The sequence below is a fragment of the Exiguobacterium sp. BRG2 genome, assembly GCF_031844245.1.
GTDB lineage: Bacteria > Bacillota > Bacilli > Exiguobacteriales > Exiguobacteriaceae > Exiguobacterium_A.
Map to the genome: position 1 here is coordinate 172,724 of NZ_JAUZUW010000004.1, position 19,336 is coordinate 192,059.

A 19,336-nucleotide genomic window follows, 5' to 3' on the forward strand; every position below is an offset into this window, starting at 1 on the left:
AAAAACAGTTTCCCACGATCTGCGGTTTTTGGCGATTTTTTTAAATCCAAAATGAACGGCTCGGCGTAAGCTTTCCAGAACGACGCAGCAACGGGCCACCGGATGGCATGAAACATCACTTCAACAGTCTATTCAAAAAAATAAAACTTCATGCAATCCAAATCGACCAGTGATGCGTAAGCTATTCAGAACAGGCAAGAAACACCTACCAAATAAACCAAAAAATGAGAGGAATGATTTCAGATGAAACACACGAAAAAATTCGCAGCATCAGCAATGGCAGCAGCACTCGTACTACCAGGAACGGCAGCAGTCGCTTCCGGTGGCGGAGAAGACATGAAACAAGATGCACCGAAAAACGTCACGGTCAAAACGAAAGCCGCTGACCTTCGTGCCACACTCGATCAATTACTCTCTGAGCACTTCGTTCTTGCTGTCATGGACATGAAGAAACAATATGACGGTTCAAAAGACGCACAGTATTACGAAGCAGCACTCAAACAAAACGCACTCGACATGACGCCAGCGATCGCTTCTGTCTACGGTGACGAAGGCGCGAAACAATTCGAGAAGATCTTCGTTGCTCACAACAAATATACGACAGACCTCGTCAAAGCCGTAAAAGCGGATGACCAAGACGGTATCAACGCTTCGAAGAAAGAAACAGAAGAGTTCGTACAAGACCTCTCAAGCTTCCTCGATACAGCAACGGAAGGTAAACTCCCGAAAGCAGCAGCTGAAGAAGTTCTCCGTGCTCACGAAGCAGACGTCTACAAGACTTTCCAACAATACGCAGCGGGTGACTACGAAGGATCGTACAACACGTTCCGTGAAGGATACAGCCGCATGTATGATATCTCTAAAGCACTCTCTGTCGCAATCACAACACAGATGCCTGAGAAATTCGACAACACGAAAGCTGACTCAAAAGCAGCAGATCTTCGTTCAACACTCAACAGCCTCGCAGCTGAACACGTTGCTCTTGCAAACCTCAGCATGACAGCTGGTGTTGACCAAGCGAAAGATTACGATGCAGCAAACTGGGCTGAAGATATGCACACAGCTGACTTCAAAGCAGCCATCAAATCGATCTACGGTCAAGCCGGTGCCGATCAATTCGAACAAGTTTGGACGAAAAATCACATCGAAGCCCAAGCGAACCTTGTCACAGCAGCCGTCAACGACGACAAGAAATTGATGGGTGACGCGCAAGATATGCTCAAAATGTTCTCGAACGACTTCGGCGCATTCCTTGGTGCAGTTACAGAAGAAAACCTTCCAACAAAAGCAGCACAAGAAGCCGTATCAGGTCACGAGACGTACGTCCAAGACACATTCATGCAGTATGTTGAAGGCGACTACAAAGGTTCTGTCGACACATTCCGTGAGTCTTACGCTTACATGTACGGCGTAGGGGCTAACCTCGGTGATGCCATCGTCAAACAATCACCAGAGAAATTCATGGATGGTACTCCAGGATCAATGCCGAACACAGGTAACGGTGGTATGAGCGACAACAACAATACAGCTGCAACAACTGGTGCGATCGCAGTATTCGGTCTTGCACTCGGAGCAGTTGGTCTTGTCCTCGCACGCAAACGTCAAAACGCCTAAGAAATTGGGTATACTCCATAACAGGATAGCGATCCGCTATCCTGTTTTTTTACATAGGGGGAACCCCTTCTCTCGGAAAGGAGCTACGCGCACATGAAACGATGGCTATTACCAGCGAGCATTCTTTTGATGGTCGCATCGGTCGGAACATTGCTGTTCCTCTTGTTCGGTCAACCAAAACCGGACACATCGAACATCACGCAAGGTGATGCTAAAACAGAATCCGTGGCCTCTTCCGAGACGAAGGAAGATCCGCTCAAGCCGTCAGAAATCTTTAAGAAGGAGTTCAAGGATCTCTCGACCACGGAGGTCGAGCTCCCAAAACAACTCTTCATCCCGAAACACGACATCAAGACGAAGGTCGAACAAGTCGGACTCGACCAAGACGGCGCGATGGCAACGCCTAAAAATGAACAACAAGCCGGTTGGTATAAGTTCGGTCCGCGTCCGGGTGATGTCGGGAACGCCGTCATTGACGGGCATACCGATACGAAGACTGGTCCAGCCATCTTCTATAAACTGCATGAACTGAAAAAGGGCGATCCGGTCGAAGTGACGGACGCTTCCGGACGTAAGCTCGTCTTTCGTGTCAAAGAGCTCGTCCAGTACAATCACCTAAAGGCACCACTGAAGAAAATCTTCGGTCCTGCCGACACCCGGAACTTGAATTTGATTACATGTATCGGAACGTACGATCAGAATCAAGGAACGTATGATAACCGCCTCGTCGTCTTCACGGAACTAGACGAAAAGGCATCGGATCCCGTCAAGACACCACCAAAACCAGCGACGAACATCCGTGTCAGTGGTGGATTCATCAACTGGTATGCCTCAACAGATGAGGATGTCGTCAAATACAACATCTATCAAGAGAAGGACGGAAAACGTAAAAAACTCGGTACAACGGAATCGATCGAGCGTAAAGCATTCCCGCTCCCTGAAGATGCAACCGGTCGTTTCGTCGTCACAGCAGTCAGTAAAGCCGGAATCGAATCCGAAGACGCATTCAGCGCCGTCCAAAAATGATAGCAGAGCAGGAACCAACGGATGATTTGGTTCCTGCTCTGCTTTTATCTACTACTCTTCAAGCTCGTTCGCTCGTTCAGAAGTATTGAAAAAAAATGTATCGCCTTGTTTTGATCTGGTTCTTTCCTCGCATGCCCTTTTTATAGGAGTATCGCTTTAAAAAACGTAAAAAAGACCTCCGAGCAGCTGCTCAGAGGTCTAGAATCCTGCTGTTTAATATCGGATGTGCTGTTTACTCCACCGGATCGATTCCGTGAATTGTCGAACGAGGTCTTCTGCCGGTGCCGTCAAATAATAGGCCAGTCCATGCACTTTCTCAGACATCTGCTGGATGACGAGTCCGTCTTCAATCAGCTCCTGCAGTTGCTCGAGGATTTGCCCGTGTGACTGATCAATCCGTTGCTCGAGTTCCCCGATCGTCAACGCTCCATCACGTAAGAGATAAATGATACTCGATTTGAGACTGTTCTCGAAGTTGTGTTGAAATTTTTGCAACGCCAGTAGATCGGCTTGTTCTTCGGTATGACGTGAATCCATCTGATTCTTGCCCCCTTCTCTTAGCTACCTTTTCAGTATGACGCACTTTTACATGAATTTCAAAACTCAATCGCGCTCGGTGATGATCGTATCGAACGTCTTTTCTTCCTCCGTGATGACCATCTTCTTTTGCGATCGGAGGTGATAGAGACGACGGATGTTTAAGATGACGACCTTCATGACAGCGTAGAACGGTACACCTAGCAAGACTCCGAAGAAACCGGCGATGTTCCCCGCGACGAGCAAGACGATGATGATCGTCAACGGATGGACATCGAGTGTCTTCCCTTGTACGAGTGGTGACATGATGTGCGAATCGATCTGTTGCGCGACCGTCATGACGATGATCGCATAAATCGCAAGGATTGGATCCTGGATGAACCCGACGATCAATGCTGGAATGACACCGAGAACCGGACCGAGAAACGGAATGATGTTCGTCAGTGTCGCAAACAAGGCCAGTAACAACGCATAATCGATCCCGATGATGAGATATCCGATATAGGCGATGATCCCGACACCGATACTGACGATGACTTGCCCGCGGATGTAGCTCATGATCGTCACGTGGACGTCCCCGAGGATTTTTTGCGTTTCCTTATGGTACTCATACGGCATCAGCTTAACGAGATTACCTTTAAGCTTATCGCCGTCAAGTAACATATAGATCAACATGATCGGAATGATGATGATCGTCACGACCGCTGTCGTCAGGACGCTGACGAATCCACCGACACCCGTACCGATGTTCTTCAGGAACGTCGATGCGTATTCCGAGATATTCCCTGAGAACTTATTGAACAAGTTATCCGGTCCTGATAGGAAACGTGAAAAAGCTGCACTGTTTTCGAGTTGGTCTCGAACGTCAATCAATTGGCGCTGGAACTGTGTCGCAAGCGTCGGTATCGAATTGACGAACTGTGTGATCTGCTCCGACAACATCGGACCAAAGATGAAGCCGAGTGTCGTTAAAATACCGATTAAACCGACGAGCACGATTAAGACAGCAGGTCGCCGCTTCATCTTTTTCTCGAGCAACTCGACGATTGGCAACAGGACATAGTAGAGAATCCCAGCGATTGCAAGGGGTGGTACGACCATTTGAAGCAGAATTGCGATCGGTCGGAACAAGAACGTAACATGATCGCCAATCCAGACGATGATGAGCAATGTCATGACCCACCATGCGAATCGATACCATTTGTTTTCAAACATTTTTTGCATCTGACCACTTCCCTACTTAAAATGATGAAGTTCAATATCTTCTATGGTTTTTCCTTAAAACATTGCTTCTTAATCCTTATTCTTAAAAAATGTATCATTTAATATTAATTAACAAATATATGATATATTTGTTTTAGTGGTTTTTGCAGATTCAAATTTGCCGAGACCTTAAAAACTACGTAAGATGAATATATTCGGCATTTAAGCAATCTTTTTCATACATGTAAAACAGAATACGGAGGATACCCCAGTGAAATGGATTAATCGTACCATCGGTCGTCAATTGATGTTCGCCTTCTATATGGTGTTCGTCGCGCTTAGCATCACGTCTGCGATCGTCTATTTCTATACGGAACAGAAGATCGATCAAGCCAATGCAACATTTGATGATTTACGTGAACGGCGGACGAATGCGAATGCACTCGCTAACGAATGGACCGTCGCGCAAAGTAACGTCAAATCTTACTTATTGACTGGTTCACAGGAAACACTTGATCAGGTGAAGACGAATCAGCAGGAAATCAATCGTCTGACGACGTGGTTCGAAAAGTATGCAATTTATGAGCAAGGGAAAGAATATGCGACAGCGACTCGTCGCATTTATAACGATTATTTCGGTACATCTCTTCCACTTCTCAACGAATACGTCGAAGGAAAAAAGGACGGGAAGATCAATGAAGACTTTGTGACTCCTGACACGCTCGCTGCTCTTTCCAACGGGAAAGACTTGTTCACCAAAAATGGGACGTTACGCGGGTCGGTCAGCTTATCAGAAGCAGACGTCGACATGACACGGATTGATACGTTGCTTTCAGATTATCTGACGTTGATCGAAAAGAAGGAAATGGACGCGAAAAACGATCTTTTAAGTGAGATGCGTGTCGCGCAGTTCATCTGGCTGTCGAATCTCGTCGTCTTGATTCTCGTCCTCTTATCTCTCGTTCGCCCATTCATCAGCCGCGTCACGAAACAGATCAATACGCTATCCCACGACAGTGCTCTACTTGCATCAGGGGAAGACATCCAAGCGATTCCGTTACCGAAATGTAAGGATGAACTGCATACGCTAACGGCATCGTTCAATCAGATGGCGGCTTCGATCGCGGACAATAAAGTCCATATGCTCGCGAAGAACGAAGAACTCCAAGCGCAACAGGAAGAACTCGTCGCGCAGCAAGAAGAATTGCAAGCGCAGCAGGAAGAACTCGAGGAAGCGCTTGATATCACACTTCGGAGTGAACAACACCTCAAGTATCGCAATGAACTGACTGAGACGCTTGCTTCTCGTGAGACGTTGACGGCTTATCCGGAAATCATCGAGAAACTCGTCTCGATCACGCATTCTGAAATCGGTGCCCTCTTGTTCCTCGATCAACAGGAAGTCCGCTCGACGATCGATTACGGAATGACAGAAGAGATGGTCGGTCGTCTCGCCTCTGACGATCAGTCGCTCCTGCACCGGGCACGTCTCTTGAAGCGTCCTGTGCACTCATCGAAACAGGTAGCGCACGAAAGCCCGCTTCCGTACCCGTACTATATGTATGAAGTCGCGGTTCCGGTCCTTGATCCGTCAAAAGAGCATATGATCGCCTGCATCTATCTCGTTCGTTATCGTGATGCCTTCACGACGGAGCAGATGAGCGACATCTTGTCGTTCTCGCATCAATTGTCGCTCTCTCTCCTACGGATGGGGATCTATGAGGAAATGATCCGCGAGAAGAACAAGACGACGCAACTGTTGAACTCGATTCGCGAAGCTGTCGTCTACATCGAACATGAGACGGATGAGTTGCTCGTCAACGAACCCCTCATGACGTTGTTTCCGGAAGTCCCGACAACGTTCGAAGACGAAGAACGTTCTGCCTTCGAGCAAGCGATGCAAGCACTCGCTGACATCATTGACGAACCGGCAGCATTCGAACGTTACATCGAACAGATCGTCGAACTCGATTTACCGAAAGACAGCTTGATCGTCTCGATCCGCAAGCATAGTACTTACATCCAGATCTACGCTGAGAAGATCGAGGTCGATGGCCTGTGGGTCGGTACGATGCTCGTTCTCCGCGACGTGACGAAAGAAACGGAAGCCGAGCGGATGAAAGAGGAGTTCGTCTCGACCGTCTCGCATGAGTTACGGACACCGCTCTCTTCGATCTATGGCTTCACGGAGCTGATGCTCAACAAACGGTTCGAGGAGGAACGGCAACGGAAGTACCTCCAGACGATCCACTCCGAGACCGGTCGCCTGACGACACTCGTCAACGACTTCCTCGATGTCCAGCGTATGGAGTCGAGTGAACACCGTTATGAGATGACGACGTTCGATGTCGTTGAACTTGCCCAGGACTTGATTGAGTTTTATGATGTCTCCCATGAGACGCATATAATTGATTTCGAGGCTCGTGGACCAATCATGATCGACGGGGATGCGGAAAAGATGAAACAGTTGCTGAACAACCTGCTCAGCAACGCAGTCAAGTATTCGCCAAACGGTGGTACAGTCTTGATACGGATTACAAATGAACTTGGTTTCGCTCAAATCCGTATCCAAGATGAAGGCATCGGGATTCCGCAAGACGCCCTTCCGAAATTGTTCGATAAGTTCTATCGTGTCGATAACTCCGAGACACGCAAAATTGGCGGAACCGGTCTTGGTCTGTCGATTTGTAAGGAGATCGTCAAGCACCACAACGGAACGATTGATGTCGAATCCGTCGTCGGTGTCGGATCAACCTTTACGATTCGTTTCCCTATCGCCGTTATTTCGACCATCCTCACCTATGAAGATTAATCACACGACCGTTCACATCATGTGGACGGTCTGTTTTGTCGTTAGATTCGGCGAAGCGAGGGGTATAGTCAAAAGCGCATTATTTTAAGGAGGAATCGACATGAAACTCGGATGGATCGGTTTAGGACATATGGGTGTACCGATGGCAAAACGGCTACTCGACGGCGGTCATGATCTGATCGTCTATAACCGGACGTATGAAAAGACTGCTCCGTTGACAGAATTAGGAGCAACAGCTGTCAAAGAAGTACAGGACGTGGTACGTCAGAGCGACATTCTCTTCGTCATGTTAGCGGACGGACCTGCCGTCGCGTCCGTTCTCGAAAGTATCCAAGAGAACCTCACCGGTAAGACGATCGTTAACTTAAGTACAATATCACCAGAAGAAACGAAGGAGATGGCTCATCTCGTCGAAAAGAATGACGGGACGTATCTGGAATCGCCTGTCTCGGGCTCCGTTCCGGTCGCAGAAAACGGTCAGCTCGTCCTGCTTGCCGGAGGTGACGGGAACGTCGTCGCGACTTGTCAGCCGTATTTTGACCTACTTGGCAAGGAAACGATTCATTTTGGACCACATGGCTCAGGCAGTGCGGCGAAGCTCGCCATCAATTTATTGCTCGCAGTCGTCGGCCAAGGGGTCGCGGAAACATTACTGCTTGGAGAAGGCGCCGGGCTCGAGAAAGAGAAGCTGATCCAGATGATCAGTGCTTCCGGGATGAACACTCCCCTCTTCAGCGGTAAACGTGACATGTACCGGAAGAACGACTTCCCGTCTGCTTTCTCGCTCCGTCTGATGGCAAAGGATCTTGGACTCATCACGGCAGAAGCGAGACGACAACAGCTTGAGCTACCCCTTGCGCAAGCAACGGACGCTAGCTACACTGATGCGAAACCCGCTTACGGCGACGCGGACATGGCCGCGATCTATCTTGCGTTACAGGAAAAATAATGAAAAGGGGTGATACCTCTCTTGTGAGAAGCATCACCCTTTTGTGATGTTTTATTTCAGTGACGTGACGATCCCCATCATCTGATCACTCGTCATCAACGCTTTCGAGTTAAACTGATACGCTCGCTGGAGCTGCGTCAAGTTCGTCATCTCAAGCGCCATATCGACGTTCGATGTCTCAAGCCGACCGACCGTCAACGGATTACCCGTCGCATTCTGGTATTGTCCGGTTGCTGTGAACAAGCCACCCCCGACTTCCGTCAGCTCTCCGTAGTTCGGGATGTTCGCGACACCCACTCGAGCGAGGACACGACGATCCCCGTTTAAGATGCCGGTGATGTTGCCGTCCTTGTTCAGTTCAATCTCGGTCGCGTTCGCCGGTAAGACGATTGGATCATTCGCCTGGTTGATGACGGAGCGCCCGGCATCGTCCGTCAACAGGACTTGTCCGTTCGCTTGCGGCGACAACTGGAAGTTTCCGTCCCGCGTAAACTTCGTCACGCCATCCGTATCGATGACACCGAAGAAATGGTGCGGGTTTCCGAGTGCCGCATCGAGTTTTCGATCCGTCGTCCGGAATGTTCCGACGCCAAAACGTGTCGCTTCGTTCGCGACATAACCACCGACGCCGAGTCGAAGACCTTCTGGCGTCGTCAAGGGACCTGGTGTGAAGCCTGTCGCTTGGTTATTGATGTTACGGACGAGTAGTTCATTGAACTGAGCATCCCGCCGTTTATAGCCGTTCGTATCAACATTGGCAAGGTTTTGCCCGGTCGTATCAAGCTGTTTTTGCAGTTGTCCCATCGTACTTGCGGATGTATAGATTGATTGCATCATATCCTCCTATTTAGCGAACGCGTCCGATTTCGGAAACAGCTTTTTCTGCTGTCCGGTCGTACGCTTGAATGACTTTTTGATTGGCTTCGAACTGACGCAGACCAGCATTCATCTCCGCCATCGTCTGTTCAATCTCGACATTTCCGAGTTCGAGTACACCTTGATCGACTCGAACGTTTCCGGCATTCAATGGATTGGTTGACCGGAATAGACCATTTCCGGTCCGTTCGAGCGTCTCCGGTTGATCCGTTACGACGAGACCGAGATTGCCGATCGCTTGACCATTTCCATCCGTGACGGCTCCGTCCGCGTCAACTTTGAAGTCCTCATTGACGACGTCGAGTGGTTGCCCGTTCGTATCAAGAACGAGATCATTCTCTGTCGTCCGGAGTAGACCGTCTTGTCCGACGGCAAACTGTCCGTTCGTCGTATAAAGCGTCTCTTCCTCTCCTGTCAACGGATCCCGGTGACGAATCGTGAAAAGCGGTGCTCCTTCAAGTGAACTGATTTGCAGATCGGTCGCATTGCCTGTCTCCGTGATCGAACCTTGCGTGAAGTTCGGGGTCGCTGCCTGCATGAAGACACCGGTCGCGAGTTTCCCGACCGTCGCGACTCCCCGCACCCCCGTCCGTTCATTGTTTGCTGTCTGCTGGATCAGCATCTCCGGAAACGTCCGGAGTGACGCTTGATCAGCGCGGAAGCCCGGCGTCCGCGCATTCGCCAAGTTGTTACTGAGCATTTCCTGTTGACGTTGTAATGCCTGCATCGCATTTGACGCCGTATACATTCCTCGTAGCATGCATTCATCTCCTCATTGACTTCATGTTCAATTCTTTCCTTTCAGTATATCGGTCGACCGAAGAGGAATTATGAGCTTTTTTGAACAAAACGGTAATATCCATTAGAGATGCATCGAAAGACCTACTTCAATTCCATAATCCGCTTTTCCATAGCTTGTATATTAAAAATTTACAAATATTGTTATACTTTAGATACTAATTTAAAGATACTTAAGGTGAATCCTATGAAAAAAGCTTCCGTTCCCCAAACACAGTCTAGGAAATGGAAGCTTCTCATTAGTTATTCGGATTTTTCTTTAAGACAGCCGTTTGTGATCGTTCTAGCACCGCATTCGTGATGACGATCAAGCCAGTAAAGAGGAACAGCGCTTCAAAACCAAAGTGACCGGCAATCTGTCCACCTGCGAGTGGTCCCATGAAGTTCCCCATGAACTGCGCAGACTGGTTGTATCCAAAGATCCGTCCCGATGCATGCGCTGGCGTATTCTTCCGTAACAAGGTTTGAACAGATGGCAGCAGTGCTGCTGTCGCAAAACCGATTCCCATCCGTAAGACGATCAATTGACTTGTATCCGTGACGAATGCTTGCGGAATCAAGAAAGCTGCAAAGACGAGTAATGCAAAGAATAAGACACGCTCAGCGCCAATCTTATCAGATAGACGACCCAGCCGTTGTGCAGCGATCAGTGCCGCAATCCCTGGTGCCGAGGCAACAATCCCAGATAACAAGGCGAGTCGTTCGGTACCTGGACTGAGTTCCCGGACATACAGCGACAGAATCGGACTAATCGATTGTGCCGCGAACTGAATCAGGAACGTCGTCAAGAAAAGGCTTAAAATGAGTTCCGGATGGCGAAGTGACTGGATGATTTCTTTCCCAGACGCCATCTTTTTGACTTCCAGTGGGACGAATTCTTCTTTGACGAAGAAGTAGGTCACGAGGAAGGTAATGAAGAGCGGAACGCTCGTAAAGAGAAAAACGGGTCGAAGCCCAACAACGTCGGCGAGGAATCCTCCAATGAGAGGTCCTAGCAATCCACCGGCAATCCCACCGGTCGACAGGGTGCCGAGCGCCCAGCCACTTTTCTCTTTTGGGGTTTGGGAAGCAACCATTGTAATCCCGGCTGAGATGAATCCGGATACGGCTCCCATGACAAGACGTAAGAATACGAGTTGATACACGTCTTGAACGAAACTGATTAAGAACATGACGATCGACATACCAAGACTTGCTCGGAGTAGCATGAGCTTACGCCCTTTTCGATCGGCAAGACGTCCCCAAATCGGTGAGACGATCGCAGCGACGAGGAAGGTGGCACCAAAGGCAATCCCGGACCACGTCGTAATATCTTGTCGGCTGTCGACACCGAGTTCTTCAATGAATAAAGGCAAAAACGGTAATACAAGACTGAGGGCGGCAGCGGTCAAAAAACTACCGAACCAGACGACTACTAAATTTCTTTTCCACAATGGCATTGTGGCATCACTTCCTTTTATCAAAATTAGGCGAGAATACCCCCACTTCTAAACGTTGAAGGCGAAGCCCTAGTGAAAGTGGGAGATGAATCGCCAACTATCCTTTAGGGTATACCACCTTCAAGGAGGTGAAAAATCATGTTGAAACATAAGGCTTACAAATTCAGAATCTATCCGACAAAAGAGCAAGAAATCCTGATCGCCAAGACGATCGGTTGTTCACGATTCGTCTTCAACCACTTCTTGGCGAAGTGGAATGAAACCTTTAAGGCGACAGGAAAAGGACTATCCTACGGCTCTTGTTCGAAAGAACTCCCTTTGTTGAAGCAGGAGTTCGACTGGTTAAAAGAAGTTGATAGCACGTCTGTACAGACCAGTGTCAGGCATCTAGCCGATGCCTACGACCGCTTTTTCAAAAAGCAGAACGAACGACCTCGCTTCAAATCGAAGCGAAACCCTGTCCAATCCTATAAGACAAATATCCAGGGAAGGTCCCAACTACCTGAAGTCTCGATTGTCGGGAATAACCTCAAACTCCCGAAGATGAAGTGGGTTCGTTTCGCCAAGTCGAAACAGGTCGAGGGTCGCATCTTGAACGCCACGATCCGACGAACGGTTTCTGGCAAATACTTCGTCTCCCTGCTCGTCGAGCAGGAGGTCAACGAACTACCCAAGACCGGCTCGTCCGTCGGCGTCGACGTCGGGCTGAAGCACTTTGCCATCCTGTCGGACGGCACGGTGTACAAAAACGACCGCTACTTCCGCATGCTAGAGAAGAAGCTGGCGCGCGAACAACGGAAGCTGTCCCGACGTCAGCTCATCGCCCTGAACAAAAAGATCAAACTCTCCGAGGCGAAGAACTACCAGAAGCAGAAGCGGAAGGTCGCCTACATCCATGAAAAGATCGCCAACAAGCGGACTGACTTCCTGCACAAGGTATCGACCGAGATCGTCAAAAACCACGACGTCATCGGAATCGAGACCTTGCAAGTAAAGAACATGCAGAAGAACCGCAAGTTGAGCAAGTCCATCTCCGAGGTCAGCTGGTCGGAGTTCTTCCGCATGCTCGAGTATAAAGCCGACTGGTACGGCAAGACCGTCGTGAAGGTCGGGAAGACCTTTGCCTCGAGCCAGCTCTGTTCGAGTTGCGGCCATCAACACAAAGACGTGAAACATCTTGCCCTACGTGAATGGACATGCCCGAGTTGCTGGGTCCATCACGACCGAGATGTGAACGCAGGACTGAACCTCAAACAAGAAGCCGAACGAATCTTGGCCTCTTCAACCGTCGGGACGACGGGGTTAGCCTGATAACGTTTCGACCGTTAGGTCGGATAACTCAGGAATCCTCCGCCTCTAAGCAAAGCGTAAGTGGAGGTAGTTCAATTGACAATTCATTTCAAAACAACAACTTTTAATATACACTTCACATTATGAAATGTCTAGGATTTGAACTGTCAAAGTGTAGAACAGGACCTTTGATGCATATAAGTCAATGCGTAACGACCGATAGTAAGGTAATCCACACGAAGGAGTGAAATTGAAATGAAACGCTTTTTGATTGGCGTAGTCTGCCTGTCGTTGCTTCAATTCGGACTACCACTCAAGAGTTCAGCTGCCGTTTCCGTCACTCGTCACACGGTCATCTGGTCCATCCCAGAGGCCAAATCCATTTCAACGAAGATCAATCAGCTGGCAAACAGACAGATGAAACGTGTCTATCTGCATGTCGCTGTCGAGGGTGACCGTACTCTCTACCGAACGTTCGTTGAAAAAGCGCATGCTGTCGGAATCGAAGTCTACTTTCTGTTCGGACAGCCACGCTGGATTACAAACGAAGGAACGACAGCTCGACCGAACGTCGAGGATCCGCTAGCCTGGATCTCGACCTATCAGCAGGAGACGATCAGTCATCCGGACGGTATCAGTGTCGATCTCGAACCGTACGCCTTACCGGAATGGGAGACGGACCAGCCAGGAGTCATCGCCTCTTATGAACGGATCTTACTCGCCTTCCGTGAGAAATCATCTGCTGAAGGATTACCGCTACAACTGTTCCTCCCGTTCTGGTTCCATACCGTACAGGATGCAGGTGGGCGTTCCCTTAGCGAGTGGGCGATGGACCTCGCTGACGAAGTCACGTTGATGAGTTACCGGACCGTTTATGGTGGTAGTAACGGACTTGGCGCCATCACGATGTCGGATGCACTGTATGCGGCGAGTAACGGATATCGTTTATCGTATGCGATCGAATTCACGGAGCTTCCGGAAACACCAGACATTACGTTCTACGGCAAAACACGGACGCAGCTGAATCAGCTCGTCAATCAGACGATGGCAAGTTCGTTGCCACCAAGTGCCATCGTCTATCATGATTTTGAAGCGTACCAGGCTTTCATGCGTAGTACGCAGTAAGTCATCTTTATGCCCCTTTACTTTTCATCCGCTTTCCTCAAGCGAGACACAAGCCAGTCTTCACTGTTCGTATAACAGTGAACCCAGGTCTTGTTTGTCTCTGACAGCGCAAAAATTTGCGCTTTTTCCTGTAGGAGTCGGATGAAGCACAAGGAGGCACATAATCATTTAGTACCATGACATTATGGACTAAGCATTATGTTTAAAACAAGGGGAGTCCAGTTTCCGATACGTACTTCGGAAACCGGACTCCCTATTGGTTTGATTCGTATCGAACGAACTTGTCCATTCTCGACTCCTGCAGGAAAAGAAAGTGCAAGCAGCACTTTCGTCAGGGATAGGTAAGCCCCGACAACTCGCATGAAATGCGCGCTGTCGGGGCTTACCTCCCGCCTGTGGAAAGCGAGAAGGACAAGACGGTCGTTATAGGAATGAATTTTTACGAAAAATCATATCCTTTACGCTGACACGCTCTTACTTCCCAAGATTGTCGAGCATGATCCCTGTACCGCGTGCGACACATAACATCGGATCTTCTGCGATCAGAACCGGTAGGCCGAGTTCTTTTGCAAGTAACTGGTCGATTCCGTCAAGAAGTGCGCCCCCACCCGTCAGGATGATGCCACGGTCGATGATGTCCGCAGCAAGCTCTGGTGGTGTCTTCTCGAGCACACGCTTCGTTGCTTCGACGATCTCCATTGCTGCTTCTGCAAGTGCATCATGCATCTCTTCTGATGTCACCGTGATGTTGTGCGGTAAGCCCGTCACGAGATTACGTCCGCGAATATCCATCTGTTCACGACGTCCGTCTTCTGAGACCGTCGCGACCGTCGTCTTGACGGCTTGTGCTGTTCGTTCCCCGATGATCAACTTATGCGTATCCTTGATCGAGCGGATGATGTCGTGATCAAACCGGTCACCTGCGACTTTGATCGTTTCACCGCAAACGATATCACCCATTGAAAGGACGGCAACATCCGTCGTTCCACCACCGATATCAATGACCATGTGCCCTGCTGGCATCCAAATGTCCATACCGGCCCCAACTGCTGCGACCTTCGGCTCGACTTCAAGGAAGACCGTCTTCGCGCCTGACTTTTCACCGGCTTGACGAATTGCTTTCGCTTCAACCGTTGTGATGCTTGCTGGTGTACAAATCAACATGCGGACTCCACCGAACATCTTACGGACCTCAATCTTATCGATGAAATGGCGTAGCATCGCTTCTGTCATTTCGAAATCAGCAATGACGCCGTCTTGAAGCGGTCGAATGGCCACGATGTTTCCCGGTGTCCGGCCCACCATCAAGTGTGCTTCTGTCCCTACCGCGTGAATCTTGCCTGTCGCCTTATCGATCGCGACGACCGATGGCTCATCGAGGACAATACCTCTACCTTTTACATGAATGACGACATTCGCCGTCCCTAAGTCGATTCCGATATCTCTTGAAAACATCTCGTGTGCTCTCCTTTACCCACTGGCTATTCTTCCAAAATATAGAACGTCGTTTGGACGTCTAACCCATTTATGTATACATACCTTTCAATTCTAGCATATGCCCCATCGTGAAACGACTTTCTTTTTCGGCTTTTCTGATTTCATTGTCATCTTTTTGAAAAGACGACAAAAAAAGCATCCTCCCGGAAACGAGAGAATGCTCTTGAATGAGTGCTTAAAGTTTTGTTGCAGCTGTTTCTTCAACGACTGCCGCTTCTTCTGTCACACGTTCTACGTCTGCACCAAGTGCTTGTAACTTCAAGTGGAAGTCGACGTATCCACGGTCGATGTGGTGAAGTGCGCCAACGCGCGTTTCGCCTTCAGCGATCAATCCTGCTGTGACGAGTGCCGCACCTGAGCGAAGGTCTGTTGAAAGCACTTCTGCGCCTTGTAATTGCACGCCGCCATTGATGATCGATGAACGACCTTCGATTTTGATATCCGCGTTCATGCGACGGAATTCTTCGACGTGCATGAAGCGGTTCTCGAAGACTGTTTCCGTGATGACCGATGTGCCGCCTGCCTTGAGAACAAGTGCCATCATTTGTGCCTGAACGTCTGTCGGGAAACCTGGGTGTGGCATCGTCTTGACGTCGACTGCTTCGAGTTTCGCTGGACCGACGACACGGAGACCTTCTTCTGTATCCGTGATCTTAACGCCCATCTCTTCCATCTTCGAGATGAGTGGACGAAGGTGTTCGCGCTCAGCACCGATGACTTCGACGTCACCTTCTGTGATTGCTGCTGCGATCATGAACGTACCTGCTTCGATCCGGTCCGGAATGACGTAGTGTGTCGCACCATATAATTTCTCGACGCCTTCGATGCGGATCGTTTCTGTACCTGCACCGCGGACTTTTGCGCCCATTGCGTTCAAGAAGTTCGCAAGATCAACGATTTCTGGTTCTTTTGCGACGTTTTCAATGATTGTCGTTCCTTCTGCGAGTGTCGCAGCCATCATGATGTTTTCTGTCGCACCGACTGATGGGAAGTCGAGGTAAATTTTCGCACCTTTGAGACGACCGTCGACATGTGCTTCGACGAATCCGTTTCCGATGATCGTCTTCGCGCCCATCGCTTCGAAGCCTTTTAGGTGAAGATCGATTGGACGTGAACCAATCGCACAGCCACCTGGCATCGCGACACGTGCGCGACCGAGACGTGCAAGTAATGGACCCATGACGAGGATCGAAGCCCGCATCTTACGGACGTATTCGAGTGGCGCTTCATCTTTAAGATTCGGTTCGGCATTGACTGTCACCGTGTTTGCTTCAGCGTCGAACTCGACTTCCGCATTCAAGTTGCGTAAGACGTTATTGATTGTATAGACGTCTGCTAGACGTGGTACGTTTTGAAGAACCGATTGGCCCTCTGATGCAAGCAATGTCGCGACGAGTGTTTTTAAGACCGCGTTCTTTGCACCTTCTACTTTGACTGTTCCAGCTAATTTACGTCCGCCACGGACAACGATTTTTTCCATTCTCCCTACTCCTCTGCTTCGTTTCTGTTCTAGTATGTTCAATTCGTGATTGGTGAGGATCATAGTTGGAATTCAACGAATGTTAGAAAAGAAACTTCCCTATAGTTGATCTCTTACTCCAAAGCCAATACGACGTTTCGATTATAGTGTTAGATGATTGCTAAATGACTGTGTTCCTTCATTGAAAGAGCAGTGTCCTGTTCCATGTTAAAACAAATTACCATTTCAGGGTTTACAATGCAGTTACAAGTTCACCCAATTAAAAACTGAAGACGCTGTGCAAAACCGGCATAATCCAATAAAAAGCGAGCGACGATCGATCCGAGTGCAATGGCTAGAATCGTTCGCAAGGCTACCGCATGCGGTCCTTTAGGATGTTGCAGGATTTTCTCCCATTTGACTGGTAATAAGGACCACCAAGCGAGTAGAATCGCTACGATGTAGACCAGCATACTAACTAACGCACTCATACCAATAGATGTCACTTTCGTTGCACCTCTTCTTCATAGATTCTCCAACTTTACTATGATTTCATAAAATGAATGATTGCGCAAACAAAAAAGAACACGCTGAATTAATTTTAGCGTATAAAATATATTTATTGAAGATAAATTTAGTCTTCCAAAGAAAAAATGTTGAAGAAATTGTGAAGACGAGGCATATAATGTACTTTTACATTTTTACGGCGTTTTAAACCTGTATCGTTCTCCCTCTTGGGAAAACGTTTGTCTTTAGAAAAACCACTGACGTATCGTACAAAAAAAGACCCGATTCCGCAAAGGAATTCGGGTCTTTGGTCGAATCAATCGCGACCGTAGTCTTTCAAGCTGAGACGGTTAACTGCTCGTTTCAGTGAAAGTTCAGCACGCTTGAATTCGAGTTCTGATAATTTCGTGTCCTGGAGACGACGTTCTGCGCGAACCTTCGCAGCTGCAGCCCGGTCGTAATCGACCTTGTCTGCTTGCTCCGCAGTTTCCGCAAGAACCGTTACAGTATCCTGGCGCACTTCCATAAAGCCACCGCTGATAGCGATCAACGTGCGTCCGCCATCTTCGTGGCGCAACTTCAAGATGCTGATATCGAGTGGTGTCACGAGTGGGACGTGGTGCGGGAGAACCCCGATCTCACCAGAAATCGTCTTCGCAACGACCATACGGATATCGCCATCATACACTTCGCCATCCGGGGTGACGATATTGACATGAAGTGTGTTCATCTCAAGTCCCCCTTATGCTTTGTCACTTAGACAAGCGCCTTCGCTTTTTCAATCGCATCTTCGATCGGACCGACGAGACGGAATGCTTCTTCCGTTAAGTCATCGTGTTTACCTTCGAGGATTTCTTTGAAGCCGCGGATCGTATCCTTAACTGGGACGTACGATCCTTTTTGTCCTGTGAACTGCTCAGCTACGTGGAAGTTCTGCGACAAGAAGAACTGGATACGACGCGCACGGTGTACAGTTAATTTGTCGTCTTCTGACAACTCGTCCATACCGAGGATCGCGATGATATCTTGAAGTTCTTTATAACGCTGAAGTGTTTCCTGAACTTGACGAGCGACACTGTAGTGCTCTTCGCCGACGATTTCCGGTGAAAGGGCACGTGATGTCGAAGCAAGTGGATCCACGGCAGGATAGATCCCCATCTCAGAGAGACGGCGCTCAAGGTTCGTCGTTGCATCTAAGTGAGCAAACGTCGTTGCAGGAGCCGGGTCAGTATAGTCATCGGCTGGTACATAAACCGCTTGGATCGATGTAACCGAACCTTTGTTTGTTGATGTGATTCGCTCTTGGAGCATACCCATCTCTGTTGCGAGTGTCGGTTGGTAACCAACGGCAGATGGCATACGACCGAGAAGGGCCGATACCTCAGAACCCGCTTGTGTGTAACGGAAGATGTTATCAACGAAGAGAAGAACGTCTTGTCCTTGCTCATCACGGAAGTATTCCGCCATCGTCAAACCAGTCAAGGCAACACGAAGACGTGCACCCGGTGGTTCGTTCATCTGACCGAAGACCATCGCTGTTTGTTTGATAACGCCTGAATCCGTCATCTCGTGGAACAAGTCATTTCCTTCACGCGTCCGCTCACCAACACCTGCGAATACCGAGATACCGCTGTGCTCTTGGGCGATGTTGTTGATCAATTCCTGGATGAGGACGGTCTTACCTACACCGGCACCACCGAAGAGACCGATCTTACCACCCTTGATGTAAGGAGCGAGCAAGTCGACGACTTTAATTCCAGTCTCGAGGATTTCAACTTTCGTTGAAAGGTTATCGAAAGTCGGTGCTTTTTTGTGGATTGGAAGACGTTCCACGTCAGCAGCGATTTCTTTTTCATCAATTGGGTTACCGAGTACGTTGAAGACGCGACCAAGTGTCGCTTCTCCGACGGGTACCGAGATTGGAGCATTCGTATCGAGTACTTCCATTCCACGGCGTACTCCATCCGTAGAGTCCATCGCAATGGTACGGACGACGTCGTCACCAAGGTGCAGGGCGACCTCAAGCGTCAAGTCGATAGCCACTTCTTCTACAGTTTGCGGCGTATATTGAATACGGAGCGCGTTGTAGATGTTCGGTAAGTGTCCTTCGAACTTAACGTCGATGACAGGTCCCATGACCGCGACGACGCGGCCTTTTAAACCGAGTTCGTTCATCGTGTTTCCTCCTACCTATCGTTACGCCA

The 19,336-nt window shown here is 49.0% G+C and carries 16 protein-coding genes; 6 read left to right on the forward strand and 10 right to left on the reverse strand.

Features of this window, described 5'->3' with window-relative positions:
* Window positions 1–243: 243 nt before the first annotated feature.
* Window positions 244–1,614, forward strand: coding sequence for a copper amine oxidase (locus tag Q9R23_RS07465; protein WP_311246744.1), 1,371 nt, complete (start codon window positions 244–246; stop codon window positions 1,612–1,614).
* A 93-nt stretch (window positions 1,615–1,707) separates the two neighbouring features.
* Window positions 1,708–2,640 (forward strand): class F sortase, encoded by a 933-nt coding sequence (locus tag Q9R23_RS07470; RefSeq protein ID WP_311246745.1) that lies wholly within the window; start codon window positions 1,708–1,710, stop codon window positions 2,638–2,640.
* A gap of 213 nt (window positions 2,641–2,853) precedes the next feature.
* Here the strand turns inward: Q9R23_RS07470 and Q9R23_RS07475 are convergent, their stop codons facing one another.
* The gene (locus Q9R23_RS07475; RefSeq protein WP_035410591.1) at window positions 2,854–3,177 is read right to left on the reverse strand and encodes a winged helix-turn-helix transcriptional regulator; all 324 of its coding nucleotides are present in this window, start codon (window positions 3,175–3,177) and stop codon (window positions 2,854–2,856) included.
* Between the two features lie 66 nt (window positions 3,178–3,243).
* A complete protein-coding gene (locus Q9R23_RS07480) occupies window positions 3,244–4,401 on the reverse strand; it encodes an AI-2E family transporter (RefSeq protein ID WP_290756442.1) in 1,158 nt (385 codons plus the stop codon).
* Between the two features lie 250 nt (window positions 4,402–4,651).
* On the opposite strand from Q9R23_RS07480, the gene Q9R23_RS07485 reads away from it, so the two are divergent.
* Window positions 4,652–7,192 (forward strand): ATP-binding protein, encoded by a 2,541-nt coding sequence (locus Q9R23_RS07485; RefSeq protein WP_311246746.1) that lies wholly within the window; start codon window positions 4,652–4,654, stop codon window positions 7,190–7,192.
* Window positions 7,193–7,292: 100 nt separating this feature from the next.
* On the forward strand, window positions 7,293–8,141 hold the full coding sequence (locus Q9R23_RS07490; protein ID WP_311246747.1) for an NAD(P)-dependent oxidoreductase: 849 nt from the start codon (window positions 7,293–7,295) through the stop codon (window positions 8,139–8,141).
* Between the two features lie 51 nt (window positions 8,142–8,192).
* Here the strand turns inward: Q9R23_RS07490 and Q9R23_RS07495 are convergent, their stop codons facing one another.
* The 3 genes from Q9R23_RS07495 to Q9R23_RS07505 all read right to left on the reverse strand — a co-directional run bounded on the left by Q9R23_RS07495 (window position 8,193) and on the right by Q9R23_RS07505 (window position 11,254).
* Entirely contained in the window at window positions 8,193–8,975 is a 783-nt protein-coding gene (locus Q9R23_RS07495; protein ID WP_290756433.1) for a flagellar hook-basal body protein, read from the reverse strand.
* Window positions 8,976–8,988: 13 nt separating this feature from the next.
* Window positions 8,989–9,777 (reverse strand): flagellar hook-basal body protein, encoded by a 789-nt coding sequence (locus Q9R23_RS07500; protein ID WP_214852125.1) that lies wholly within the window; start codon window positions 9,775–9,777, stop codon window positions 8,989–8,991.
* Between the two features lie 277 nt (window positions 9,778–10,054).
* Entirely contained in the window at window positions 10,055–11,254 is a 1,200-nt protein-coding gene (locus tag Q9R23_RS07505) for a multidrug efflux MFS transporter (protein ID WP_311246748.1), read from the reverse strand.
* 138 nt (window positions 11,255–11,392) lie between these two features.
* On the opposite strand from Q9R23_RS07505, the gene tnpB reads away from it, so the two are divergent.
* Both tnpB and Q9R23_RS07515 read left to right on the forward strand, forming a co-directional pair.
* A complete protein-coding gene (gene tnpB, locus Q9R23_RS07510; RefSeq protein WP_311246749.1) occupies window positions 11,393–12,565 on the forward strand; it encodes an IS200/IS605 family element RNA-guided endonuclease TnpB in 1,173 nt (390 codons plus the stop codon).
* A gap of 234 nt (window positions 12,566–12,799) precedes the next feature.
* Window positions 12,800–13,669: a hypothetical protein gene (locus tag Q9R23_RS07515; RefSeq protein ID WP_311246750.1), complete on the forward strand. Its 870-nt coding sequence runs from the start codon at window positions 12,800–12,802 to the stop codon at window positions 13,667–13,669.
* Window positions 13,670–14,143: 474 nt separating this feature from the next.
* Here the strand turns inward: Q9R23_RS07515 and mreB are convergent, their stop codons facing one another.
* The 5 genes from mreB to atpD form a co-directional block, all read right to left on the reverse strand.
* Complete coding sequence (gene mreB, locus Q9R23_RS07520) at window positions 14,144–15,124, reverse strand: rod shape-determining protein MreB (RefSeq protein WP_050676945.1); 981 nt, start codon at window positions 15,122–15,124, stop codon at window positions 14,144–14,146.
* A gap of 217 nt (window positions 15,125–15,341) precedes the next feature.
* Window positions 15,342–16,646: a UDP-N-acetylglucosamine 1-carboxyvinyltransferase gene (gene murA, locus Q9R23_RS07525; RefSeq protein ID WP_311246751.1), complete on the reverse strand. Its 1,305-nt coding sequence runs from the start codon at window positions 16,644–16,646 to the stop codon at window positions 15,342–15,344.
* A 251-nt stretch (window positions 16,647–16,897) separates the two neighbouring features.
* The gene (locus Q9R23_RS07530) at window positions 16,898–17,131 is read right to left on the reverse strand and encodes a DUF1146 domain-containing protein (protein WP_215147020.1); all 234 of its coding nucleotides are present in this window, start codon (window positions 17,129–17,131) and stop codon (window positions 16,898–16,900) included.
* Window positions 17,132–17,448: 317 nt separating this feature from the next.
* On the reverse strand, window positions 17,449–17,862 hold the full coding sequence (locus Q9R23_RS07535) for a F0F1 ATP synthase subunit epsilon (RefSeq protein ID WP_023469493.1): 414 nt from the start codon (window positions 17,860–17,862) through the stop codon (window positions 17,449–17,451).
* Between the two features lie 26 nt (window positions 17,863–17,888).
* On the reverse strand, window positions 17,889–19,307 hold the full coding sequence (gene atpD / locus Q9R23_RS07540; protein WP_058704129.1) for a F0F1 ATP synthase subunit beta: 1,419 nt from the start codon (window positions 19,305–19,307) through the stop codon (window positions 17,889–17,891).
* Window positions 19,308–19,336: the final 29 nt, after the last annotated feature.